Source organism: Paenibacillus caui (genome assembly GCF_019904135.1).
GTDB classification, from domain to species: Bacteria; Bacillota; Bacilli; order Paenibacillales; family Paenibacillaceae; genus Fontibacillus; species Fontibacillus caui.
Window position 1 is genome coordinate 34,160 of sequence record NZ_JAIOGQ010000003.1, and the last position, 24,299, is coordinate 58,458.

Annotated in this window: 23 protein-coding genes and 2 tRNA genes; 21 read left to right on the forward strand and 4 right to left on the reverse strand. The window is 51.9% G+C overall.

Annotation, left to right across the window (positions count from 1 at the left end):
• Positions 1 to 85 precede the first annotated feature (85 nt).
• Complete coding sequence (locus tag K7397_RS02570) at positions 86 to 454, forward strand: DUF5665 domain-containing protein (protein ID WP_223066385.1); 369 nt, start codon at positions 86 to 88, stop codon at positions 452 to 454.
• On the opposite strand, the gene K7397_RS02575 is transcribed toward K7397_RS02570, so the two are convergent.
• Positions 441 to 1,178, reverse strand: a complete 738-nt coding sequence (locus K7397_RS02575; protein WP_223066386.1) for a TraR/DksA C4-type zinc finger protein — start codon at positions 1,176 to 1,178, stop codon at positions 441 to 443. The genes K7397_RS02570 and K7397_RS02575 overlap by 14 nt on opposite strands.
• Before the next feature lie 223 nt (positions 1,179 to 1,401).
• On the opposite strand from K7397_RS02575, the gene lspA reads away from it, so the two are divergent.
• From lspA to K7397_RS02660, 17 genes are all read left to right on the forward strand, one after another.
• On the forward strand, positions 1,402 to 1,896 hold the full coding sequence (gene lspA, locus K7397_RS02580) for a signal peptidase II (RefSeq protein WP_223066387.1): 495 nt from the start codon (positions 1,402 to 1,404) through the stop codon (positions 1,894 to 1,896).
• 5 nt (positions 1,897 to 1,901) lie between these two features.
• Positions 1,902 to 2,864, forward strand: coding sequence for an RluA family pseudouridine synthase (locus K7397_RS02585; RefSeq protein ID WP_237690630.1), 963 nt, complete (start codon positions 1,902 to 1,904; stop codon positions 2,862 to 2,864).
• 498 nt (positions 2,865 to 3,362) lie between these two features.
• Positions 3,363 to 3,917, forward strand: a complete 555-nt coding sequence (pyrR, locus tag K7397_RS02590; RefSeq protein ID WP_223066389.1) for a bifunctional pyr operon transcriptional regulator/uracil phosphoribosyltransferase PyrR — start codon at positions 3,363 to 3,365, stop codon at positions 3,915 to 3,917.
• On the forward strand, positions 3,914 to 4,828 hold the full coding sequence (locus K7397_RS02595) for an aspartate carbamoyltransferase catalytic subunit (protein WP_223066390.1): 915 nt from the start codon (positions 3,914 to 3,916) through the stop codon (positions 4,826 to 4,828). The genes pyrR and K7397_RS02595 overlap by 4 nt, the downstream gene beginning before the upstream one ends.
• A 91-nt stretch (positions 4,829 to 4,919) precedes the next feature.
• Positions 4,920 to 6,215 (forward strand): dihydroorotase, encoded by a 1,296-nt coding sequence (locus K7397_RS02600; RefSeq protein ID WP_223066391.1) that lies wholly within the window; start codon positions 4,920 to 4,922, stop codon positions 6,213 to 6,215.
• Between the two features lie 46 nt (positions 6,216 to 6,261).
• Positions 6,262 to 7,398, forward strand: coding sequence for a carbamoyl phosphate synthase small subunit (locus K7397_RS02605; protein ID WP_223066392.1), 1,137 nt, complete (start codon positions 6,262 to 6,264; stop codon positions 7,396 to 7,398).
• A gap of 2 nt (positions 7,399 to 7,400) precedes the next feature.
• Positions 7,401 to 10,622, forward strand: coding sequence for a carbamoyl-phosphate synthase large subunit (carB, locus tag K7397_RS02610; protein WP_223066393.1), 3,222 nt, complete (start codon positions 7,401 to 7,403; stop codon positions 10,620 to 10,622).
• 74 nt (positions 10,623 to 10,696) lie between these two features.
• Positions 10,697 to 11,422 (forward strand): orotidine-5'-phosphate decarboxylase, encoded by a 726-nt coding sequence (gene pyrF, locus K7397_RS02615; RefSeq protein WP_237690632.1) that lies wholly within the window; start codon positions 10,697 to 10,699, stop codon positions 11,420 to 11,422.
• Positions 11,415 to 12,056: an orotate phosphoribosyltransferase gene (gene pyrE / locus K7397_RS02620; RefSeq protein ID WP_223066395.1), complete on the forward strand. Its 642-nt coding sequence runs from the start codon at positions 11,415 to 11,417 to the stop codon at positions 12,054 to 12,056. Before pyrF ends, pyrE begins: the two co-directional genes overlap by 8 nt.
• A gap of 249 nt (positions 12,057 to 12,305) precedes the next feature.
• Positions 12,306 to 13,214 (forward strand): ABC transporter ATP-binding protein, encoded by a 909-nt coding sequence (locus K7397_RS02625; RefSeq protein ID WP_237690621.1) that lies wholly within the window; start codon positions 12,306 to 12,308, stop codon positions 13,212 to 13,214.
• Positions 13,180 to 14,322, forward strand: a complete 1,143-nt coding sequence (locus tag K7397_RS02630) for an efflux RND transporter periplasmic adaptor subunit (RefSeq protein WP_223066396.1) — start codon at positions 13,180 to 13,182, stop codon at positions 14,320 to 14,322. The genes K7397_RS02625 and K7397_RS02630 overlap by 35 nt, the downstream gene beginning before the upstream one ends.
• Positions 14,322 to 17,243: an ABC transporter permease gene (locus tag K7397_RS02635; protein WP_223066397.1), complete on the forward strand. Its 2,922-nt coding sequence runs from the start codon at positions 14,322 to 14,324 to the stop codon at positions 17,241 to 17,243. The genes K7397_RS02630 and K7397_RS02635 overlap by 1 nt, the downstream gene beginning before the upstream one ends.
• 3 nt (positions 17,244 to 17,246) lie before the next feature.
• Complete coding sequence (locus K7397_RS02640) at positions 17,247 to 18,140, forward strand: ABC transporter ATP-binding protein (RefSeq protein ID WP_223066398.1); 894 nt, start codon at positions 17,247 to 17,249, stop codon at positions 18,138 to 18,140.
• A complete protein-coding gene (locus tag K7397_RS02645; RefSeq protein WP_223066399.1) occupies positions 18,137 to 19,636 on the forward strand; it encodes an ABC transporter substrate-binding protein in 1,500 nt (499 codons plus the stop codon). The genes K7397_RS02640 and K7397_RS02645 overlap by 4 nt, the downstream gene beginning before the upstream one ends.
• A gap of 187 nt (positions 19,637 to 19,823) precedes the next feature.
• A complete protein-coding gene (locus K7397_RS02650) occupies positions 19,824 to 20,033 on the forward strand; it encodes a hypothetical protein (RefSeq protein ID WP_223066513.1) in 210 nt (69 codons plus the stop codon).
• A 60-nt stretch (positions 20,034 to 20,093) separates the two neighbouring features.
• Positions 20,094 to 20,167: transfer RNA gene (locus K7397_RS02655), tRNA-Met, on the forward strand.
• A gap of 20 nt (positions 20,168 to 20,187) precedes the next feature.
• Positions 20,188 to 20,261 (forward strand) — tRNA-Ile (locus K7397_RS02660).
• A gap of 57 nt (positions 20,262 to 20,318) precedes the next feature.
• Here K7397_RS02660 and K7397_RS02665 read toward each other — a convergent pair.
• Positions 20,319 to 20,720, reverse strand: a complete 402-nt coding sequence (locus K7397_RS02665) for a YmaF family protein (RefSeq protein ID WP_223066508.1) — start codon at positions 20,718 to 20,720, stop codon at positions 20,319 to 20,321.
• A gap of 192 nt (positions 20,721 to 20,912) precedes the next feature.
• Here K7397_RS02665 and K7397_RS02670 point away from each other — a divergent pair, with 192 nt between their 5' ends.
• From K7397_RS02670 to K7397_RS21265, 3 genes are all read left to right on the forward strand, one after another.
• Entirely contained in the window at positions 20,913 to 21,020 is a 108-nt protein-coding gene (locus tag K7397_RS02670; protein ID WP_223066400.1) for a YjcZ family sporulation protein, read from the forward strand.
• Positions 21,021 to 21,252: 232 nt separating this feature from the next.
• Positions 21,253 to 21,657, forward strand: coding sequence for a hypothetical protein (locus K7397_RS21260; RefSeq protein ID WP_237690622.1), 405 nt, complete (start codon positions 21,253 to 21,255; stop codon positions 21,655 to 21,657).
• A 31-nt stretch (positions 21,658 to 21,688) separates the two neighbouring features.
• Positions 21,689 to 21,859 carry a hypothetical protein gene (locus tag K7397_RS21265; protein ID WP_237690623.1) on the forward strand — a complete coding sequence of 57 codons (171 nt, stop codon included), beginning with the start codon at positions 21,689 to 21,691 and terminating at the stop codon, positions 21,857 to 21,859.
• 146 nt (positions 21,860 to 22,005) lie between these two features.
• Here the strand turns inward: K7397_RS21265 and K7397_RS02680 are convergent, their stop codons facing one another.
• Positions 22,006 to 23,271 (reverse strand): sensor histidine kinase, encoded by a 1,266-nt coding sequence (locus K7397_RS02680; protein ID WP_223066401.1) that lies wholly within the window; start codon positions 23,269 to 23,271, stop codon positions 22,006 to 22,008.
• A 560-nt stretch (positions 23,272 to 23,831) separates the two neighbouring features.
• Positions 23,832 to 24,170 (reverse strand): L,D-transpeptidase, encoded by a 339-nt coding sequence (locus K7397_RS02685; RefSeq protein ID WP_223066402.1) that lies wholly within the window; start codon positions 24,168 to 24,170, stop codon positions 23,832 to 23,834.
• Positions 24,171 to 24,299 lie beyond the last annotated feature (129 nt).

The window sequence follows — 24,299 nt, forward strand, 5'->3', positions numbered from 1 at the left end:
ATTCCGGGTACAAACCGGATGCTTCAGCTCGTTTGTCGCTATACAGCTTCCCTAATCCCTAAGATTGATAAAGGATGAGGCTTGCATGGATTACAAACCGAACGGCAGGCAAACAGAAGAAGAAAACCCAAAGCTTGCCGAAGAACACATTGACAATGTAGAAGAAAGAGTAAACCGGATTTATGAATTAACGATCCGGCTGACCAATGAGCTGGAAAAATCGCGAATAGCCGAGTATACACAGCTCCTCCATAAGCCGTGGCGGCTAATTTGGCTCAATCTGCTGTCAGGGACGTCGCGGGGGATCGGCTACGGAATCGGGCTGACCTTTTTTGCCGCGACCATTATTTATATGCTTCAGGCGCTCGGCGCCCTGAATTTGCCGATCATCGGCGACTATATCGCCGATATTGTCCGCATTGTGCAGCGGCAGCTTCGGCTTAGTACTTATTAGATCCAGTGCCGAGCGAATCTTCAGATTCCAGATGTTTGGTTGCTTTCATATGCTTGCGGTAAATGCCGTTTCGGTAAAAATGCACATTTTCCCCATAAATATCCGTTGCGACAAAGGTTTCGAATTCCTCGGTAAATCCGTCGAGCTCTCCCGAGGCTTCAATTTCCATGTCATTGTAATCATCGATTTCATTGTCTTCCGCCATTGCCGGGCTGTTTGAGGTGCCGTAACTTTCGACGATTTGCCACGCATCCTCGCCGTCAAATTCGGTTTCGTCAGATCTTTCGTCAAAGCTGGTGCGTCCGAATGGAGGGAACAGGAGTTCTTCCTCGACAGGACGTCTAAGCGATGGCGTTGACTGGGGGCTATGCTCCTTGCAAAAGCAGGTTTCAGGCAGAGCATACAGTCTGTCGATATCAATGGGCGCTCCGCATGTTTCGCAAATTCCGTAAGATCCGTTCTGCATCCGCAGGAGGGCTTCATTGACTCTTGTCAGTTCAAGCTCCACATGCTCGAGCAGGGCAAGATCCTTGGAACGCTCGTACATCTCGGTGCCAACGTCGGCCGGATGATTGTCATTGGTGGAAAGTTCTCCGGTTTTATCGCGGAGGGACGCTTCAATACCCAGATGGTCGTTATCTCCCAGCCGTGACTCCAGATCCTGCTTTTGAGAAAGCAGCATTTCTTCGAGCTCCTGCAACTGGGACTGTGTCAGGTGATCCATGGGACGATCAGACTCCTTTCCCTAAGTCATTCAAGATTCATGTTGCTTCTATTAGATTGCGCCAAAAGCACTGCTTTTAGAGAAGGAAAATCCTTTCGCGCATGGACGTTATATTGGGCGCTATGCTACAATAAGGAAGCTTGTTCCGGCTTAGGCAAGCCGTTCGGAAACGTCAATTGCCAATCGCCAATCATTGAAATGAAAAACGGGGTGACAACCTAAAGTGGTATATTATTTAATCGCGCTTATCGTCTTTCTGATCGACCAGGGCACGAAATATTTGATTGCAACCCGGATGGAGATCGGAGAAGAAATCCCGGTCATCGGGCATTTTTTCGTCATTACGTCGAGCCGTAATCAGGGCGCTGCTTTTGGCATTTTACAGGGGCAACGCTGGTTTTTTATCGTCATTACGGTTGTTGTAGTGATCGGAATTGTCTGGTATATCCAGAAAGTCAAAAAGAACGGACATAAGCTGCTCCCTATAGCGCTTTCGCTCATTCTGGGCGGCGCAATCGGCAATTTTCTGGATCGGGCGCTGATGGCCGAGGTCGTGGATTTTCTGCAGTTTACATTCGGCAGTTATATTTTCCCGATCTTTAATATTGCGGATTCCAGCATCGTGATCGGGGTCGCGCTCATCATACTGGATACCTTTCTCGATATGCGGGGGGAGAAGAAAAAGCCTCTTGATCAAACGCGGGAGGACAGCTTATGAGGAGTATGGACCGGTCCGGTTCAGAGGCTGAAAGCCGATCAACCGAGGAGAATCCGAATATTCTGGAATTCACGGTTGACGAGGGGGACGCCAAGCAGCGGATCGACAAATATATTCGCGAGAGCCTGGAGGAAGACGTATCCCGCAGCCAGATCCAGCTTTGGATTGAAGGCGGACACGTTACGGTAAACGGCAAAATCGTAAAGGCGAACTACAAGCTTGCGGCAGATGACGAGATTGCGGTTCATATACCTGAAACAAGCGCGGTTGAAATCGTTCCCGAGGATATCCCTTTGGACATCTATTATGAAGACAGTGATGTCATTGTGGTCAATAAACCCAGAGGAATGGTGGTCCATCCAGCCCCCGGGCATGCTTCCGGCACGCTGGTTAATGCCCTGATGCATCATTGCAAGGATTTGTCCGGAATTAACGGAGAGCTTAGACCGGGAATCGTACACCGGATCGACAAGGATACGTCAGGACTGCTGATGGCCGCCAAAAATGACGCTGCTCACTCTTCCCTGGCCGGGCAGCTAAAGGAACATTCGGTAACCAGAAAATATTTCGCGCTCGTGCATGGCAACGTCAGCCACGACCAGGGAACGGTAGATGCGCCTATCGGCCGCGATCCGCTGGACCGGAAAATGTTTACGGTGACGGAGCGGGGCAGCAAGCATGCGGTTACTCATTTTCAAGTGGCAGAGCGCTTTGGCGATTATACGCTGCTTGAACTGAAGCTGGAGACGGGAAGAACCCACCAGATTCGCGTTCATATGAAGTTTATCGGACATCCGCTTGTCGGGGATCCGCTGTACGGGCGAAGCAAGGGCATGAAGATGGATGGACAGGCGCTCCATGCGGCGGTGCTCGGATTTATTCATCCTCGGTCGGGCGAATATTTGGAATTTTCGGCCGCTTTGCCGGAGGATATGGAGCAGCTTCTGTTGATGCTGCGGGGACGATGAAGCAGGGAACCAGGGAACATCATCATTCTTGTAAATTTGGAAAAATAGAAGTCCGGTGGTATCAGATTCTGATCCGCCTGGGCTTTTTTTTCATGCGTAAAGTTAAAAAAGCATATGGATAAATATTCGTTATTATTGTATAATTATTAATAAATAAACGTCTTTATTAGCTTGATATTCAAATTTCATGCATCATCCATACACCAACAGGATTGTACGGCTTGCCCGAATCTTGACAAGTTCTCGGCATTCTGTCATAATTCACGTAAATCAATAGCACCTTTAAATCAGCCCCGTGAGGCTGGCAAGGTAACGTGAATGAGGTCCGGAGAGTTCCTCTGCTGTGCGCTGCGCAGATATGTGCTCTTCTGGCTTCAGGTGACAGAGTCGCGGTATTGTGCCGTGGCTGGAGAACTCCTTGCCTGGAATGGGCGAGGAGTTTTTTTTATGGCCTTTCACGGAATGCTAAGGCGTGCTAAATCTTTGAGGAGGGTAAGCATGAGCGTCGAAACCCATGTCATTATGGATGAAGCTGCGATTCGCCGGGCATTAACCAGAATTGCGCATGAAATTTTGGAGAAAAACAAAGGCATCGAGGGTTGTGTGCTGCTTGGTATCCGAAGCCGGGGAGTTTATCTGGCGAAGCGGCTTGCGGAGCGTTTGGAAGAAATCGAGGGTATGCCTGTAACCTGGAGTGAGCTGGATATCACCCTTTATCGGGATGACCGCAGCGGTGAGACAGAAGGAGTCAAGGGCCGGCAGCTTTTGGCGGGCGTGGACGTACACGGCAAGAAAGTAATCCTCATTGACGATGTGCTCTACACAGGCAGAACGATCCGCGCGGCAATGGATGCCATTATGGACTGCGGGCGTCCCGAATCGATTCAGCTTGCGGTGCTAGCGGACCGCGGACATCGGGAGCTGCCCATCCGGCCGGACTATATCGGCAAGAACGTGCCAACCTCCAGAGAGGAAGAGATCGAAGTGCTTCTTCAGGAACGGGACGGCGTGGACCTTGTGAGAATTACCCAAAAGCGGGGTGATGCAAAATGACTTTGACATCATCTCTGATCAAGGAACGCAGTCTGCTTGGCCTTAAAGACCTGAGCCGAAGCGAGATCGAATCGCTGATTAACCGGGCCGCATACTGGGAAGCGTCAACGGACAAGGTGACGCCGATCCTGAAAGACCGCTTTGTAGCCAACATGTTCTTCGAGAACAGCACGCGTACCCGGTTTTCGTTTGAAATGGCGGAAAAGCGTCTGGGCGCCGAGGTGCTGAACTTTGCAGCGGCCGCGTCAAGCGTCGAGAAGGGCGAGTCGATCTACGATACCGTCCGTACGCTGGAATCCATGGGCATCGACGCCGGCGTTATCCGCCTGAAGCCGATCGGCGTCCTGGCGGAGCTGGCCGAGAAGGTAGGCGTTCCGCTCGTCAATGCGGGCGACGGCAACAATGAGCATCCGACGCAGGCGCTGCTTGATCTTTATACGATGAAGAAGGAATTCGGCAGCCTGAACGGGCTGCGGGTATCGATCATCGGGGATATCAAGCACAGCCGGGTTGCGCGCTCCAATCTGTGGGCTCTGCGCAAGTTCGGCGCGATCGTGAAGCTCTGCGCGCCTGAAGTGATGAAGGCGCCCGAGCTGGAGAGCGACGCTCCGTACGTGACGATGGAGGAAGCGCTGAAAGCCGATGTGGTCATGATGCTGCGGGTGCAGCTTGAGCGCCATGCGACCGGAATGCTGAAATCCGCAGAACAATACCGGCTGCAGTACGGACTGACGGAAGAAAGAGCAGCGGGGCTTGCGAGCCATACAATCATCATGCACCCCGCGCCGGTGAACCGGAACGTGGAAATCGACGACGCGGTTGTAGAAAGTCCGAAGTCCCGTATTTTCCCGCAAATGACAAACGGGGTTCCGATCCGGATGGCGGTTATGGAACGCGCCATGCGGCTGTAACCCTGCGAAGCCTGGGCGGGGAGAGTGCGAAGGGCCGATCGACCAACCAGAAGCAAGTTCCAATTCAGCACACAAATAGCGGAGGTACCTTATGCCATTAACAATCATAAACGCAAATGTATTAAATGAAGACGGACAGCTGGAACTGAAGACCATTACGATCGAAAACGGCCTGATTAAGCAACTGGCTGACGCTTCGACCGGGCTTGCTCCGGAATCCGGCGAAATCATCGACGCAGGCGGCAAGCTGGTAACGCCTGGATTTATCGATATGCATGTTCATTTGCGGGAACCCGGATTTGAACACAAGGAGACGATTGCCACCGGCAGCCTCTCCGCTGCCAAAGGCGGATTTACGACGATTGCCTGTATGCCGAACACCCGTCCGGTAACCGATGATCCTGAGACCGTGAAGCTCGTGCTGCAAAAGGCGGAAGAAGCCGGCCTCGTGAACGTGCTGCCTTATGCGGCGATTACGGTCAATGAGCTGGGCCGGGAACTGACGGACTTCGCCGCCCTGAAGGAAGCGGGAGCGATCGGGTTCACGGACGACGGCGTCGGCGTGCAGAGCGCCCAAATGATGAAGGACGCGATGAAGCAGGCGGCAGCGCTCGGCATGCCGGTCATCGCCCACTGCGAAGACAATTCGCTGGTCGAGGGCGCTCCGGTAGCGGAAGGCGAATTTGCCCGGCGCCATGGCCTTAAGGGAATTCCGAACGAATCGGAAGCGATTCATGTCGGTCGGGATATTTTGCTTGCGGAAGCGACAGGGGTACACTACCATGTGTGCCATGTGAGCACGGAGCAGTCGATTCGCCTGATCCGCCAGGCGAAGGAAATTGGGATAGGCGTAACGGCTGAGGTTTGCCCGCACCATTTGCTGCTGTCCGATGAAGATATTCCGGGGCTGGATGCCAACTGGAAAATGAACCCGCCACTGCGTTCGCCCCGCGATGTGGAAGCCTGCATCGCCGCGATCGAGGACGGCACGATCGATATCATCGTAACGGACCACGCGCCCCACAGCGAAGAAGAGAAGGCGAAGGGCATGCAGCTTGCGCCTTTCGGAATTGTCGGATTTGAAACGGCCTTTCCGCTGCTGTATACGAAATTTGTCGAAACCGGTCGCTGGACGCTTGCGAAACTGGTGCAGCGGATGACGGCAGATCCCGCCCGGGTATTTGGGCTGGGGAGCGGAAAGCTCGCTGAGGGAGCTCCTGCCGATCTGACCATTGTCGATCTCAAGACCGAGAAAACCGTAGACCCTGCTACATTTGCCAGCAAGGGCCGCAACACTCCTTTTGCAGGCTGGAGCCTGAAAGGCTGGCCGGTTGCCACGATTACAGGCGGCCGAGTAGTATGGGCCGAAGAGAACTTATTGAACTAGACTTTGGGAATACACATACTTTAATACACAGGGAGTGATCACGAAGGTGCAAGCAAGATTATTGTTGGAAGACGGAACACTGTTTACGGGAACGTCTTTCGGAGCGGATGTGGAGAAGACCGGCGAGGTCGTTTTTAATACAGGAATTACCGGATATCAGGAAGTGCTGTCGGATCCGTCCTACTGCGGACAGATCGTAACGATGACTTATCCGCTGATCGGCAACTACGGCATCTCCCGGGATGATTTCGAATCGGTGGTACCGTCCATCCACGGATTTGTGGTTCGCCGCCATGAGCCGGTGCCCAGCAACTGGCGCGCCCAATACAGCATCGAAAATCTGCTGAAAGAGTACGGCATTCCAGGCATCAGCGGCATCGATACACGGATGCTGACGCGGATAATCCGCCAGCACGGTACGATGAAGGGGATTTTGACGACGTCTTCCAAATCGGTGGATGAGCTGAAGGAAATGATCGACCATACAAGTATTAATGAACTGCGCAACCAGGTGGCGCGGACTTCAACGAAGCATATCTATGCAAGTCCCGGAGCTGGAGAACGCATTGTCCTCGTCGATTTTGGAGCAAAAAGCGGCATCCTGCGCGAGCTGACCAAACGCCGCTGCGATGTGGTGGTTGTTCCTCATGATACAACGGCTGAAGAAATTCGGCGTCTGCATCCGGACGGCATTCAGTTGTCCAACGGCCCCGGGGATCCTAAAGATGTTCCTTACGCTGTGAAAATGATATCCGAGCTTATCGGGGAATATCCGATCTTCGGCATCTGCCTCGGACATCAGCTGTTTGCCCTGGCCTGCGGCGCGGATACGGAGAAACTCAAGTTCGGCCATCGCGGCGGCAACCATCCGGTGAAGGAACTGGAATCCGGACGCTGCTACATCACTTCCCAAAATCATGGCTATACCGTGAACGAGGCCTCCATCGCCGGAACGGATCTGGAAGTGACTCATATCAACAACAATGACAAAACGGTCGAAGGGCTTAAGCATACCAAGTATCCGGCTTTCTCCGTTCAGTATCATCCGGAGGCGGCGCCGGGCCCTTATGACAGCAGCTATCTGTTCGACCGTTTCCTGGAAATGATTCGTGAGCATAAACGTCTTCACCCACAGAAGCCGCGTCAGGCAGAACTGATGGCCGCGGCGAAAGGAGCACTCTAAACATGCCTATCAACAAAGACCTGAAGAAAATTCTTGTTATCGGCTCCGGTCCGATCGTTATCGGCCAGGCTGCCGAATTTGACTACGCGGGCACGCAGGCCTGCCAGGCGCTCAAGGAAGAAGGCGTCGAAGTTATTCTGATCAACAGCAATCCCGCCACGATTATGACCGACACCAACATGGCGGATAAAGTATATATCGAGCCGATTACGCTTGATTTCGTAACGCAAATCATCCGTCAGGAGCGTCCGGACGGTCTTCTGCCGACGCTTGGCGGCCAGACCGGCCTGAACATGGCGGTGGAATTGGCTCGTGCAGGCGTTCTGGAACAGGAAAATGTAAAGCTGCTCGGGACGCAGCTGACTTCCATTGAGAAAGCGGAAGACCGCGATTTGTTCCGCGACCTGATGGGCGAGCTGGAGCAGCCTGTGCCTGAAAGCACGATTGTAACGACGCTTGAGGAAGCCCTCGATTTTGCCGCCGAAATCGGCTATCCCTTGATCGTTCGTCCGGCCTACACGCTGGGCGGAACAGGCGGGGGGATTTGCGCCACCGAAGAGGAGCTTCGCGAAACGGTTGCTTCCGGTCTTCGCTACAGCCCGATCGGCCAGTGCCTGATCGAGAAGTCGATTGCCGGCATGAAGGAAGTCGAATACGAAGTGATGCGCGACGCGAACGACAACTGCATCGTGGTCTGCAACATGGAGAACTTCGACCCGGTTGGCGTTCATACCGGCGACAGTATCGTCGTAGCCCCAAGCCAGACGCTTTCCGACCGTGAGTACCAAATGCTGCGTTCAGCCTCGCTCAAGATCATCCGCGCGCTGAACATCGAAGGCGGCTGCAACGTACAGTTCGCGCTTGATCCGCAAAGCTTCCAATACTATGTCATCGAGGTTAACCCGCGTGTCAGCCGGTCTTCGGCGCTCGCCTCCAAAGCAACCGGCTACCCGATTGCGAAAATGGCGGCCAAGATTGCGCTGGGCTACACGCTGGATGAAATCGTGAATCCGGTAACGGGGCAGACATATGCCTGCTTCGAGCCGACTCTCGACTATATTGTCAGCAAAATTCCGCGCTGGCCGTTTGACAAGTTCATCCACGCCAACCGCAAGCTGGGTACGCAGATGAAAGCGACCGGCGAAGTGATGGCGATTGGCCGGACCTTTGAAGAATCCATTCACAAAGCGGTGCGCTCGCTTGAAATCGGCACGCATCGCCTGTACCTGAAAGATGCGGAGAAGCTGGATCAGGAAACGCTGGAGGCCCGTCTCATCAAAGCCGATGACGAGCGTCTGTTCCTGATTGCCGAGGCTTTCCGCCGCGGCTACGAGCTGCAGCAAATCCACGACCTGACCAGCATTGACTGGTGGTTCCTGGACAAAATCGAGCAAATCATCGCATTTGAAGGAAAACTCGGAAGCGAGCCTGAACTTGGCTACGACACACTGTATGAGGCGAAAAGGAAGGGCTTCACGGACCGTTCGATTGCCGAACTCCGCAAGCTTGCAGGCTACAGCAGCTTTGTCACGGAGCAGAGCGTACGGGAATACCGGCTGGAAAACGGCCTTCGTCCGGTCTACAAAATGGTCGATACCTGCGCTGCCGAGTTTGAAGCAACGACGCCTTACTATTACTCGACTTATGAAACCGAAAATGAAGTAACGCCGTCGGCTAAAGAAAAAGTGGTCGTGCTCGGTTCAGGTCCTATCCGGATCGGTCAGGGCATTGAGTTCGACTACTCCACGGTTCATGCCGTTTGGGCGATTCAAAATGCCGGGTATGAAGCGGTCATCATCAACAACAATCCGGAAACGGTGTCGACCGACTTTAACACTTCGGACCGCCTGTATTTTGAACCGTTGTTTTTCGAGGATGTCATGAACGTGATCGACCAGGAGAAGCCGGTTGGCGTCATCGTGCAGTTCGGGGGACAAACCGCCATCAACCTGGCAGCTCCGCTCAAGGCGGCGGGCGTGAAAATTCTGGGTACTTCACTCGAAAGCATTGACGAAGCGGAAGACCGCAAGAGATTCGAGGCGCTGCTGTCCAGACTGGACATCCCTCAACCGAAAGGCGGCACGGTTACTTCCGTAGACGAAGCTGTCGGAACGGCAAGCTCGCTTGGCTATCCGGTGCTGGTTCGCCCGTCATACGTACTTGGCGGCCGCGCCATGCAGATCGTCTATTCGGATGAAGAACTGCTGAAGTACATGGAAGAAGCAGTACGGATCAATCCCGAGCATCCGGTATTGATTGACCGCTACATGCTCGGCAAGGAAGTGGAAGTCGATGCCATCTGTGACGGTGAAACTGTCCTGATCCCTGGCATCATGGAGCATGTGGAACGGGCCGGCGTTCACTCGGGCGACTCCATCGCGGTATATCCGCCGCAGCATTTGGAACAGTCGCTCAAGGACAAAATTGTGGAGATCACGATCAAGATCTCCAAAGAGCTGAAAACAGTGGGTCTGGTGAACATCCAGTTCGTTATCTATAAAAATGAAGTGTATGTCATCGAGGTCAACCCGCGCTCTTCCAGAACGGTTCCTTTCCTCAGCAAGGTTACCAACATACCAATGGCCAATCTGGCGACAAAAGCCATTTTGGGCACATCGCTGGCAAGCCAGGGTTATAAGGAAGGAATGTGGCCGGAGCCGGGTTACGTTTCCGTAAAGGTGCCGGTCTTCTCGTTCGCCAAGCTGCGCCGCGTAGACACGACGCTGGGACCGGAAATGAAGTCGACAGGGGAAGTCATGGGACGCGATCCGCAGTATGCCAAGGCGCTGTACAAAGGCCTGATCGGCGCAGGCATGAAGATTCCGACAACGGGCGCCATTATCGCTACGGTTGCGGATAAAGACAAGGCGGAAGCGATCGAGCTGCTGAAAGGCTTCTACAAGCTGGGTTACAAAATCATTGCGACCGGTGGAACGGCATCGGCCCTGGAAGACGAGGGGCTGGTCGTCACAACCGTCAACAAGCTGAGCGAAGGAACACCGAACATTCTGGATATGATCCGCGGAGGACAAGCGCATTTCGTAATCAATACGCTGACCAAAGGCAAGGAGCCGGCCAGAGACGGATTCCGGATCCGCCGGGAAGCGGTCGAGAACGGAGTGTTCTGTATGACCTCCCTCGATACTGCGGCAGCGCTGCTGAACATGCTTGAGACAATCAACTTCTCGTCGGAAGCAATGCCATCTCTCCCTGCGAGCCGTTAAGCAGGATTAGGCCGGGAGGCCTGATTTGAAAGCGAATGGAATTTAAGGGGGGAACGGAATTGTTAAGTACGGATATGCCGGTTGAGGGCCGGTTGATGGTAGCTCTCGATTATAAGACGGCAGGGGAGGCGCAGGCGCTGATCCAGCGTCTTGCGGGCATTCCCTGCTTCATGAAAGTAGGCATGCAGCTTTATTACGCTGCAGGTCCGGATTTTGTCAGGGAACTGAAAGCAAAGGGATACTCCGTTTTTCTGGATTTGAAAATGCACGATATCCCCAACACCGTCAGAGGCGGAGCGGATAGCGTGACCCGGCTCGGCGTGGACATGTTCAATGTCCATGCCGCAGGCGGCATCAAAATGATGCTGGCCGCGCGTGAAGGCGCGCTTGGCGCTGTTCAGCAGGACAGCACGCTTAAAATGCCGCAAATTATTGCCGTTACCCAGTTGACCAGCACGGATCAGCAAATGCTGAATCGGGAAATCGGCATTCCGGGCAGCGTGGAGGAAGCCGTCGTGCGCTATGCCGGATTGGCGAAGGAATCCGGACTTGACGGCGTAGTAGCGTCGCCTCTGGAAGCAAAGGCGATTAAAGCGGCATACGGACCTGCTTTTCTGACGGTAACGCCGGGCATCCGCCCGGCCGGCAGCGAAACGGCCGACCAATCGCGCATTTTGACTCCGGGCCAGGCGATCCAGCAAGGAACGGACTATATCGTTGTCGGACGGCCGATCACCGCGGCTAAGGATCCTAGGGAAGCTGCCCTGCAAATTGTTGAGGAGATGAAACGACATGCCTAATTTAGAGAATATCGCTGGACAAATTGCGGCCTCGCTCCTTGAGATCGAAGCGGTGGCGCTGCGTCCGCACCAGCCGTTTACCTGGACTTCGGGAATCAAGTCCCCGATTTACTGCGACAACAGGCTGACCATGTCTTACCCTGAGGTGCGCGACCTGATTGCTGAATCTTTTGCAGCCATCATCCGCGATCAGTACCCGGATGCGGAGGTTATCGCGGGTACGGCGACGGCGGGGATTCCGCATGCCGCTTTTGTATCGCAGAAGCTGGGTCTGCCGATGGTTTATATTCGCGACAAAGCGAAGGGGCACGGCAAAGAGAACCAGATTGAAGGACTGATCAAGCGGGGGCAGAAGGTTATCGTTATTGAAGATCTGATTTCAACGGGAGGCAGCTCGCTGAAAGCGGCTTTGGCCGTTAAGGAAGCGGGAGCAGAGCCTCTGGCTGTTCTGGCTATCTTCACCTATCAATTGGACAAGGCGGCTAGCGCATTTGCGGAAGCGGGCGTCTCTTTGCAGACGTTGTCCAATTATACCGCTCTGGTTGAAACGGCCGTCAAAGAGGGCAAAATCAAGCCGGAGGATCTAGAGCTGCTGCAGTCCTGGCGCCAGGATCCCGCCTCGTTTGGAAAATAAACATGAACATTAGCTAATTGCAAAACGCGTGAAAGACCGGGCAAAATGATAGGCTGCCCGGTCTTTTTTTACAAACTTTTAAATGTTTTGAGACTATTTTACCAGAGTCTCGTGTAGATCCATTTTCCTGAAAACAAATTTATTCCTTTAGGGAAAAAAGATTGTAACTTTTTGGCAAGCTGTTTCGTTTATAATGCTAGGAGCGAACAATCACTATACATAGCAAAAAAGGTAGGGAGAGCTGGTCACATGAAGCGATGGTTTCGGAAGCATCCTTCCGGCACTGCGGATGCACCGGAAGAGTCCTTGATGGCCGGGGAAATCGAACAACCCCGCTTGATTGGGGAACCCGTTCCGGCTGCCGGCACAAATGAACGCAAATCAAAGGGGAAAGAGACAGAACCGCTGGCATCTTTTGAAGGGGAGGGGCCGGGTATCGGGGAGCCCCATCAACAAAAGAGTGTCGAGTCAGCATCCGATGCTCTCGGACAGCCTATTTTGGCGGTCAACGATGTTCACCGGTCGTTTCCCGTGGGCGGATCTGAACTGCACGTGCTGAAAGGCATTCGCATGGAGGTGCTGCCCGGGCAGCTCGTTATGCTGAAAGGACGTTCCGGCTCTGGAAAAACGACGCTGCTCAACATGCTGGGCGGCCTGGATCAGCCTACGAAAGGCGAGATCTGGTTTCGCGGCCAGCCGCTGCATAAACTGAGCGACGTCAAGCGCACGCTGCTGCGCCGGAACCAGATCGGCTTTGTTTTTCAGGCCTATGCGCTTCTGCCGCTTCTCTCGGCGAGGGAGAACGTAGAGCTGTCCTTGCGCATGGCGGCGGTGCCTGCTTCGGAATGGAAGGCGCGGGTCGCTCATTGCCTGGAGCTTGTCGGTCTCGCCAAACGGATGAATCACCGTCCAAGCGAATTATCCGGGGGCGAGCAGCAGCGGGTGGCGATTGCCAAAGCGATTGCCCACAGGCCCCATCTGTTGCTCGCGGATGAGCCTACAGCGAATCTTGACTCGCAAATGGGCGCCCAGGTCATGTCGGTATTTCGCAATATCATTGAATCCGAACAAGTCACAATATGCATGACAACACACGATCCTACAATTTTGGAGGTAGCGGACCATGTTTACGAAATGGTTGACGGAAAATTTATTTAGCAGGAGGAGTGGCTTCCCGCGGTCCATGGGAGTGATCTTCCTTGCCGTCACCCTGCTTGCGGCATCAGGTTGCGGGCTGCTTCCCAAGGAAGAGGAGGAGGAAGCGCTGCCGGTCATAACGCCGCCTACGATTGCTAAGAAGCCGGAATATACGGTGAGAGCCGAGACGATAGAAACGTCGGTCAATGCGGTAGGCAATCTGAAGAGCCAGCGGGAGGAACCGGTTTACTTTACCACCGATGGCCTTCATGTCAAGAGTGTCAAGGTTAAGGCCGGGGACAAGATCGCAGCCGGCGCGGTAATTGCGCAGCTGGATGTTGAAGATCTGCAGAAACAGCTCCGGAAGAAGAAGCTGGAGTTCCGGAAGCAGGAAGCGACGATGAAGGAGACGCTGCGCAAGAAGGATGAAATGGATCCGATCGAATTCGAGGAGGCATCCATTGTATTTGAAGAAGCCAAGCAGGAACTGGTGGATATGGAGGCGGATATAGCGAAAGGCGTGCTGACCGCTCCGTTTGCCGGAACCGTGCTTACCGTAAATGTTAAGAACGGTGATACTGCTAAAGCGTACGATCCGGTGGCGATCATCGCCGACGCGTCCAACCTGATCGTTGCGGCCTCCTTTGCCAAAGAAGATCTGGAGAAGATCGCCGTAGGCATGAAGGCTGCCGTGGATATTAACGGAGCAGGCGTTTTTGACGGCAAGGTAAAAGTAATGCCGGTCAATACGGATGACGACAACGGCAATGGCAGTAATGGCAATGGCAATGGTAATGGCAGCGCCGGGGGCAACGGGCAGAACGGCGGAAGCGGCGCCGCTTCCGGACAGGATTCGCTCAGCAAATATTTGATTGTTCAGCTTGATAAAATGCCTGCCGGCCTGAACCGGGGAACCCCGCTCAGCGTGAAGATCGTGACGGAGCGCAAGGAGAACGCGATTCTCATTCCGACTTCAGCGCTTCGCTCCATCGGTTCCCGGACTTATGTCCAGGTGGTGGAGAATGACGGCAGCAAACGCGAGGTTGACGTAGAAGTCGGGCAGCAGACCTCTACGGATGTGGAAATCGTTAAAGGGCTCACGCCCGGGCAGAAAGTTGTGGGCCGCTGATGGGAATGCCGCTGCTCAGGTTTTTGCTTCGCAAAATGTGGAACACGAAATGGCTGACGCTCAGCACGCTGCTTGGTTTGATTGTTGCTGTTTCTTTTACCGTAAGTATTCCTATGTATACCGACGGAGCCCTGAAAAGGGTTGTCGCCAAATCGCTTGAGGAACAAAGCTCCGGACTTCCTGCCGGATCACTGCTAATGAGCTATCAGGCAGCGGGCGGCACGAAAACGGATCAAGCGGGATACAAAGCGGTCGATGCATATATTCAGCATGAGGTTCCGAAGGAAATCGGTTTTCCTTATGAGATGTATGTCAATACGCGTTCTATCCGCAACACGGAAGTTTCCCCGGAAGACCCGACCAAGGTCGATGCGAGCCGGACGAGAACGATGTCGATCATGTCTATGTCCGGCTTGAAAGATCACGTTGAATTCACAAACGGCAAACTGTTTGCAGATCAGGGAGAAGACGGGGTCATCGAAGCGGTGATGATGGAAGAAGGCATGTACCGCAATGATCTGCATGTCGGGGACATCATGGAGTACCCGGTTTACAGCGGGCTTGATCTCACGCTGCGGGTCAAGATCGTTGGCTCATTCAAGCCGCTGGATGAGAATGACCCGTACTGGTATCAGGGCTTTGAAGGCATGATGAACAGCTTTTATATCAGCGACAAAGCTTTTGATGAAGGGCTCATTGCGAAGCAATCCGTACCGCTGCATGGTTCACAGTGGTATTACGCGTTTGATCTGTCGGAGATCAAAACGAGCCAGCTGTCCGCCTTGTCCGGTACGCTGGACCGGCTAGACATTGAATTGTACCAAAGGCTGAAAGACACGAAGGTCGATATTTCATTCGGCGATCTGCTCAATGATTTCCGGAAGCAGAGTCTGCAGCTGCAAACGCTGCTGTTTACGCTGGCGGCGCCGATGATTGCCATGGTGTTCTATTTTATCGTTATGAACTCGCGCCAGGCGCTCGACAAGCAGCAAAGCGATATCGCGGTTCTGCGCAGCCGCGGGGCCTCCACGAAGCAGATTATTTTTGTTTATTTGCTGGAAAGTATTATTCTCGGCGTGATTTCGATGGTTGCCGGGCCGTTCCTCGGCTGGTTTATGGCGAAATCGATCGGCTCTGCGGACGGATTTTTAACGTTTGTAGACCGCAAGTCGCTTCCGGTCGGCTTTAACGGTGATGCGATCGCCCTAGGCGGCGCAGCCGTACTGATCGCCATTCTTTCAACCTTGATCCCGGCCATCTCCTATGCGCGATCCTCGATTGTAAGCGCTAAGCGCAAGCAGGCGCGCAAGGACAGAAGCCCGGGGTGGCAGAGATGGTTCATCGATGTGCTGCTGCTTGGTTTGGCGGGATACGGATACTATCTGTTCTATGATCGTCAAATGTTAACCTTTCAGACTGGTATGACGACAGACGAGCTGCAGGTACAGCCGTTTCTGTTTTTTGTGCCTGCCTTGGCTATCTTTGCCGGCGGACTGGTATTCTTGCGAATATTCCCGTGGCTGCTGAAACTGATCGGGTGGATCGGCAAACGCTGGCTGCCCGTCCCCTATTATCTCAGTCTGACCCAGCTGTCCCGCTCGGCTTCGTCCTACTATCCGCTGATGATACTCCTTGTACTGACGCTGGGGCTGGGCATTTACAACGCTTCGGCCGCCCGGACGATTGATCTGAATTCGACGGAACGCACCCTGTATAAATACGGTTCGGATGTCGTCATGCAGACCGTTTGGGAAGGGACGCCTGAGGTATCTCCGTCCTCCGGAAACGGGGGCAGCGGTTCCGGAGGAGCCGGAGGAGGACCTGGCGGCCAAACAGGAGGCAATCCCCAGGGCGGGGGAGTCGGAGGCGGTCCCGGCGGGGGCCCGGGAGGTCCCGGCGGCCAGCAATCCAAGCCGACCAAAATTATATATAGCGAGCCGCCTTTTGAAGTATTCCGCAGTCTGGAAGGCGTCGAGTCTGCAGCGAGAGTTCTGAAGACCAAAGGAAGCATCATTATATCGGGCAAATCGGCAGGTCAGGGCAGCGTCATGGGGATCGACAATCTCGATTTCTCCAAAGTGGCCTGGTTCCGGAACGATTTGTTTCCCGTGCATCCGTTCTATTATTTGCAGTTTCTCGGGATGAATGAAAGTGCGGCGCTGGTCCCCTCCAATTTGGCGAAGAAATACCAGCTAAAGCTGGGGGATATCATCTCGGTGTCGCTGCAGGATCAAATGGTCGATTTTACCGTCTACGGCATTATTCCTTATTGGCCGACAGAGTACCCGGACAAAACGCCGTTTGTTATTGCGAATCTCGACTATATCTACGACCAGGTTCCGCTAATTCCGTATGAGGTTTGGCTGAAAATGAAACCGGGAGCCAAGGTGGCTCCGCTGATCAGCGCATTGACGGAAAAAGGAATCGAACTGTCCTCTGTGGAGGATGTTCGCAGCGAGCTCGCATTGCAAAGCAAGCTGCCGACGCGGGGCGGCGTGTTCGGGATTCTCAGTCTGGGCTTTCTGCTCTCGGTTGTAGTGTCCCTGATCGGTTATATTCTCTACTGGTTCTTTAACCTGTCTGGACGCGTCGTACAGTTCGGTATTTTGAGGGCGATGGGATTATCCCGGCGTCAGCTGACTCTGATGCTGCTGGCTGAACAAATTTTGACGGCGGGGCTATCCATCGGACTCGGTATCGGAATCGGCAAGCTGGTAGGCAAGCTGTATCTGCCCTTTCTGCAGACAGCCGACAATGTTACATCCCAGATACCGCCTTTCCGGATCGTGTTTAACTCGAGCGATTCGCTGCAGCTTTACGTTGTCGTCTCTGTCATGCTTCTGCTTGGAGCGGGACTCTTGTTCTGGCAAATTCGGCGTTTGAAGGTTCATCAGGCCGTAAAACTGGGAGAGGAGCGGTAGCGTATGATTCACTGCGAAGGACTGGTCAAAATCTTCAAGTCCGAGGATATTGAAGTTGTAGCCCTGCAGGGGCTGAATCTCGATGTGGAAAAAGGCGAAATGATGGCGATCATCGGCAACAGCGGTAGCGGCAAATCTACGCTGCTCAATATTTTGGGCGGCCTTGACCGCCCTTCCGCCGGGCAGGTCCATGTAGGCGGATGGGATCTGCTGAAAATCAAGGATGAGCAGCTTGTTGAATACAAGCGCAAAACCGTCGGATTTGTGTGGCAGAATAACGCCCGCAACCTGCTGCCTTATTTGACGGCGCTGGAAAACGTCGAACTGCCGATGATGCTCAGCGGCAAGCTGGACCGGGCTTATGCCAAGCAATTGCTGGAGTGGGTCGGCCTGAAAGACCGCATGCACAACAAGCTGCAGCAGCTTTCCGGCGGCGAGCAGCAGCGGGTGGCGATTGCGATCGGGTTATCCAACAGGCCGAGCTTGCTGCTTGCCGATGAGCCTACCGGTTCGGTAGATACTCAAACCTCGGATCAGATTATGCGTATTTTTCGGGAGGTTAACCGGGAGCTTGGCATCACGATTGTTATTGTTACCCATGACCTGACGTTAGCCGGGAAAGTAGACCGGGTTGTGGCCATTCGCGATGGCCTGACCAGTACGGAATTTCTCAAGCGGAATCCGAACCTGGATGGGGAATCGGGCGGTTTCTCCGCACAAGCGGGCGGACTGCAGGAAATCCATGAAGCATTCGTTGTGGTTGATCGTGTCGGCCGGCTCCAGGTCCCTAAAGAATATCTGGAGTCTGTAGGAATCAGCGGAAGAGCAAGCATGGAATTTGACGGCGAGAAAATTGTTATTACGGCGCCAAAATCATTAGAGGGGGATTCAAAATGAAGAATAGCAAATTGAGGAAAGCTGTTGTAACGGGGCTAGCGCTTACGTTGTTACTTTCGGTAGTTTCCGGTTGTTCCGGTTCAAAGGCTAAGGACAATGAGCAGAAGGTGCTCAGAATCGGTATGCTGTATGGAGGCCCTGATGACTCCTATATCAGGCAGCAATATACCGACGCCTACGAACTGACGCATCCGAATGTCGAAATTGAAATTGTGCCGGCCATTGACCAAAGCATGTATCGCTATAATAACGGTTCTGAGCCGATCCAGCAGCCTGACAATCTGGAAAGTATGAAAAAGATCATGACCGGCAGCAATCCGGTAGATGTTGTAGTTGCCGATACCGGAACCTTGAAACAGTTGATTCAGGAAAATATGCTGAAAGAGCTCGATCCGCTCATGCAGGAGGATAAGTTCGATACTTCGGATTATGTTCCGACCGTTATCGAAGGACTCAAAGATTTGGGAGAAGGAAAGTTGTACGCTCTGGCGCCGACCTTTAATTCTTCCGCGCTCTTTTTCAATAAAAAAATATTTCAGGATGCGGGCGTAGAGCCGCCTCATGACGGCATGACGTGGGATGAGGTATTTAGTCTGGCACGCCGCGTAAGCAAAGGGGAAGGCAAAAACCGCATTTACGGATTCTCTTTTAACAACTATATGGGTTCGGATCCCTATTGGGATATGCAGAACTACACTTCAGCCCTCCAGCTTCGTTATTTCGATGACAAGGCTGAAAAGATGACTGTAAATACACCGCAGTGGGAGAAGGTTTGGAGCACGATCAGCAAGCTTTCTATCGACAAGATTTTGCCGGATGGCAATCAACTGATGCAGGAACAACAAGGCGCAATGGCAGAAAGCTACAACCCGATCAGCCAGGATCTGTTCCTGTCTGGCAGAACCGCTATGACCATTAGCTTCAACAGCTATGTTAACGAATTGACAGACGCCAACAACAACGCCTCCAAGATCAAGAACTTCAAGGCGGTGGATTGGGATGTCGTAACGCTTCCCACCCATCCGGAGAAACCCGGGATTGGGGGCAGCATCTATCTGAACAATGCGTTTGCCATTAATGCCAGTGCGCCAAATGCGGATTCAGCTTGGGATTTCGTGAAATTCCAGAACAGCGAGGATTGGGCAAAAATCAAGTCCCGCAGTTCTTATGAAATGGTCGCCCGCAAGTCGTACATTAAGCCGAAGGACGGGAAGGATTACAACATCCAGGCGTTCTATTCACTCAAGCCGGTTCCGCCTGCAAGCACCTCGGACGACAAGCTTTTTGTTCAGAAACAGGGGCTGTACTCAGTTACTCAATTCGGACAAAAATATTTTAAAGAAGTGGTTGATAACAAGAAGACACCTGCCGAGGCTCTGAAGGAATATGAGCAAAAGGGCAATGAAATGCTTCAGGCGATCAAAAACAATCCAAAAACGATGTTCCAGGAAGATGGAACACCTTATGTGCCGCAGGATAATGGTGGCAAAAAATAATGAGGCAAGCTTGCTTGCGGCTGCCTCGTGTGAGGTAGAACGATAAATAGTCGGCGGCTGAGTCCGCCGGCTATTTTTTTGCTGGCGACAAATTTTGGAACTTTAGAGTTGGCTCGAAATTCATGCCCTGAGTGCAGGATCTGCTTTTTTTCAAGGTTATTTTGTGCAAAATGGGGAATGTTAGGGAGTGTCAACCTTTGCACAGATCATGAAGAAAGCGAGAGATCATAAAATGTCTTGGGTGTATTACAACAAATTGTACAAATCCAGGTTTCAGGCCGGTTGTCTGGCGCGAAGACTGGAACATGACGGGTGGATTTATGGATTCAGGGAAATGCGCGAAATTGAGGTATACCGTTCGAAAAAGGGAAGATATGGTGTTCGTTTTTTGCCTTAAATTTTGACTTGACGTAGGCTAGTGAAATAATGTATATTATTATATGTCGCTATTTACTGACGCGGGGTGGAGCAGCCCGGTAGCTCGTCGGGCTCATAACCCGAAGGCCGCAGGTTCAAATCCTGCCCCCGCAATTCTTATTTATATTTGATGGGGGCCCTTAGCTCAGTTGGTTAGAGCGGTCGGCTCATAACCGATTGGTCGGGGGTTCAAGTCCCTCAGGGCCCATTGCGTCAGAAACCCTTGCTGTGCAAGGGTTTTTTGCTGTTTTTTGGAACCTTCTACTTATTGTGTCTCATTTCCAGTGTTCCCGCGGTACTCATGTCTGTGGGGCCTGATGCCGTCTATGGTGGTATAACCTCTAAAGTAATGGTAATGACCTCCTGTAGGCAAGGGAATCGCAGGGCCAGTAGTGCCTCTTATTGTATGAGAGTGACCGTTGTTGAAGGATGTTTTGGCTTGATAGGAATGAACGTGCTGAACTCCATTTGGCGCTGGGTCTGTCATTCCTACATAGTAGTGGCTATGGCCATCATCATAAGACGTATTTCCCGAAAAAGGATGAGTATGCACCTGCCTTCCGTTCCAAGAAGTAATATATAGTTTATGCAGGTGCCTGGATTCGGAATCCTTGAAATCATCAGAATCATCGGAGTGAATAATAAGACCGGTAATCGGTATTTCCATTTCCAAGTCATGCATCCCTTCTATAGTTGTGATGATTTAGATATATTCGGGCCTGTAATTAATGTTTCAGGTCATTCGCATATTTCATCAGCTTTCGCTCATTTGGGCCTTCGTACTGGTCATATGTCCATTTCCGTGTTCCGTTCTAGTACATAAAGTAGGTATGTAATCTAAATTGCAGGAGGGTTGAAGATGAGTGAGGTTATTGAGCCCGAATATCGTCATCCGTTCACGTCGACTGGGGTCATTCTAGTTCTCTTCATTTTGTTGGTGATCATTACTCGGACCATTTTCATCTGACATTTGTAGTTCATCAGGAACATCGATAAACAAAGGGTTGCAGTTGGTATGTATGGATGGTCCCCTTCAGGCAGACATACGAAAAGGACATTGGCAAGATGGACTTAGCGTAAGTCTCCGGGAGGGGATATTTTGCCTAAGGGGGAACATATTTTAAACTCCAACACAAGCACAAAATAGGGGATTTGCCTATATATTGTAAGGAACAAAAAAGAAGGAGCAGCGATACAATATGTACGGTTATTCTCCAGCCTATTCCCCTTACGCTTTCAGACCGGTCTATCCCTTGGATTGGACACCTTCAAAAGTAGAGCTGAACAGGAAGCTCCGGGCTTTATGGGAGCAGCATGTGTACTGGACAAGATTGACGGTGAACAGCATTGTTGACCGTCTCCCGGATGAGAATGAAACCACCAAGAGGCTTCTCCGAAACCCGGAAGATTTCGCGGCTGTCCTAAAACCATTGTATGGATCAGCCATCGCGGCCAAGTTCGCCGAATTGTTCACGGAACATATCCACAATCGCGGCCGAACTCGTCAAGGCGCTGCAGGCCGGGAACTCCGCGGCAGCGGCAGACGCCCAGAAACGTTGGTATGCCAATGCGGAAGCCATTGCCGACTTTTTGAGCCGGATTAATCCCTATTGGTCCAAAGAGGAGTGGAGACAGATGCTCTTTGAGCATCTGAGACTGCTCAGCAAAGAAGTTACGACTCGTCTTGCCGGAAACTATGCCGAGAACATCGCCTTAAGCGACCAGATTGAGTCCCAGGCGCTTGGCATGGCTGACGTAATGACAAGCGGGATCATCCGGCAGTTTCCGTCGGCCTTTCTTGGCTAAACGGGCGGTTACACGAATGAATTCTTTACCCGAAAAGGATGAGCTTTTGACGGCTCGTCCTTTTTGCTCGGGCAGAGGAATCCGATTTGCTAAGCTGAAAGGGGTGGAGGCAGAAATAAAATAGGACGGATTATGCTTGACAGAAGTCATATGCTGTCTTGCAATTCTAAAGGCAAGCAAATGATGCAGACCGTGCCTTTGCCTTTTTCACTTTCATAATTCATTCTTCCCTTCATTTCCTCGACGATTCGTACAGCAACGGAGGTGCCTAGACCGGTTCCATTTTCTTTTGTCGTGTAAAACAGCGTTCCGATCCGGCGGATCTCTTCCGGGGTCATACCTTTGCCCTCGTCAATAATTTTAAGCTCAACCTGTTTGCCTTTTAACTCCAGATTAATCTGTACAACTGCGTTCTCGGTTGAAGCTTCCACCGCGTTCTTAATTACGTTGACTAAAGCCTGCTGGAGCTGACTGCGATCGGTATAAATGAGTATGGGCCCTTGCGTTCGGCTATCGAAGCGTATTCCTTTGTAGCTGGCCAGCGGCGTTAACAGGATAATGATATTCTCAATGAGTTCAGACAAGCAAAACGTCTCGCACTTCGTCAATTTCGGTTTTGAAAAATTCAGATAATCATGGATGACCGATTCTGCCCGTGCCAGCTCTTCGAGCGCGATATGCAAATAATTTTGTTTTTTGCCCTCGCAGCCCGTAACGCTCATCAACTGCAAAAAACCCTGAACTACCGTAAGCGGGTTGCGGATTTCATGCGCAATGGATGCCGCGACTTCACCTAATGTTTTAAGCTTTTCCGCGCGTTGAATCTCCTCTCTCATGCTGGTTCGTTCATGGTTGAATTCCAGAAGCATGCACGATAACCAGGTCCCCAAGCTTTGAATCGATCCTAGAAACAGGACTGCCACAAAGGGATCAAAACCAACAGGCTTTTGAACCTGTTTAAGGGCTGAAGATGAAAGGAGCACAAGCAGCATCACTATAGAGGGAAGCAGGGAAACAAGAGTTGCTGCCTTGATTCGGCGGCTTCCGGTTAATCGTTTGGTCATTTTGCAAAATAATAAAGTTCCCAAAAAAGTCAATGTAACGCTTATATATCCGTACCATATGAAACTTCCGGACAGATAGCTGCGGGTAATCATAATCATGAGGTAGTTGATAAAGCCTGCGAGCGGCCCGCCATAAATCGTGGAAATGACAAGCGGAACATATCTGAGATCCCAGTAAAGATCCAGCGCGTAATAGGAGAAAATCAAGCATAGTGAAGATGAAGCTCCTTGCAGCACGCCTATCAAATAGGGAGACTGAAAAAAACGTCTGCGTTCGCCAAAAGCTGTATGGACCAGAACAGGAGCTAACACAATAAGGACATTAAGAAGTAATTTTTCCAGCAACATGGCCTTGTTCGAACCCCTTATTCCAGAATCTGTACCTTCGATCTGATGCATTCACCTATGTAGAATAAAAATACTAAACTTTTATATGGAAAGCTGTCGTTTCATGACGAAGTTCTAAATTTGTTTTAGAAAAGTTTGAGTAATAGGCGAATAATTTAGAAGAATGCCATTGCATAATATGCGAAGGTTGGGGTTTTCAAACCTGGGAGCTGAACCTGCAGAAATAAACATGGAAGCCGCGGATTTATGAAAAAGGCAGCGCCGGGCAGGGGCGGGCAAACTAGCAGCTGATTCTTATGGCAAATCAAGGTTATCCGGACGTTTCCGGATAGCTTTGATTTGCCAAGACTTTGGCTGCCTGCCCTTAGCCTCTCTTCTTTTTTTGCGAGACCATATAAATGATCCAAATGACTAGAACAATCAGCAAAATATACATGCGCCAGAATCCCTTCATTCGTTTACAGCCAGTGTACCATACCAAGCGGGCTGCTGAAAATGAAAAGAGGACGCCGAGCGGAGAGGCTGAACACAAAAAGTTCTCGTGGGCTTTGCTCTTCGGTCTAAGGCCTGATCGTGACGCGCGTGTGGAGGGGAACCAGCTTGGACAGAGCAAGTACATCCTGATTGTACATCCGGATACACCCGTGGGAAACGGATTTTCCAATAGATGAAGGGTCGTTTGTGCCATGGATACCGTAATGAGGTTTGGACAGGCCCATCCAGAACGCGCCGAAAGGTCCGCCCGGGTTGGGTTGTTTGTTGACTATGGTATATTCGCCCTGCGGAGTTTGGTTCACAATGGTCCCGGTTCCGACGGGAAAGCCCCGAACGACACGATCCCCATCCAGCAAGTATAGCCTATGATCTGACAAATCGACAATAATCCGGTAATTGGGCATAAGACATTCTCCTTTAACTGATAAAATAAGGTATGCGGGCGTCCAAGTTTCGGTGTATGATATTACTTCAAATTTGAGTCTATATTAAGAATGCTTTAAAATTTATCTAAGAACATATACAGAAGGGGT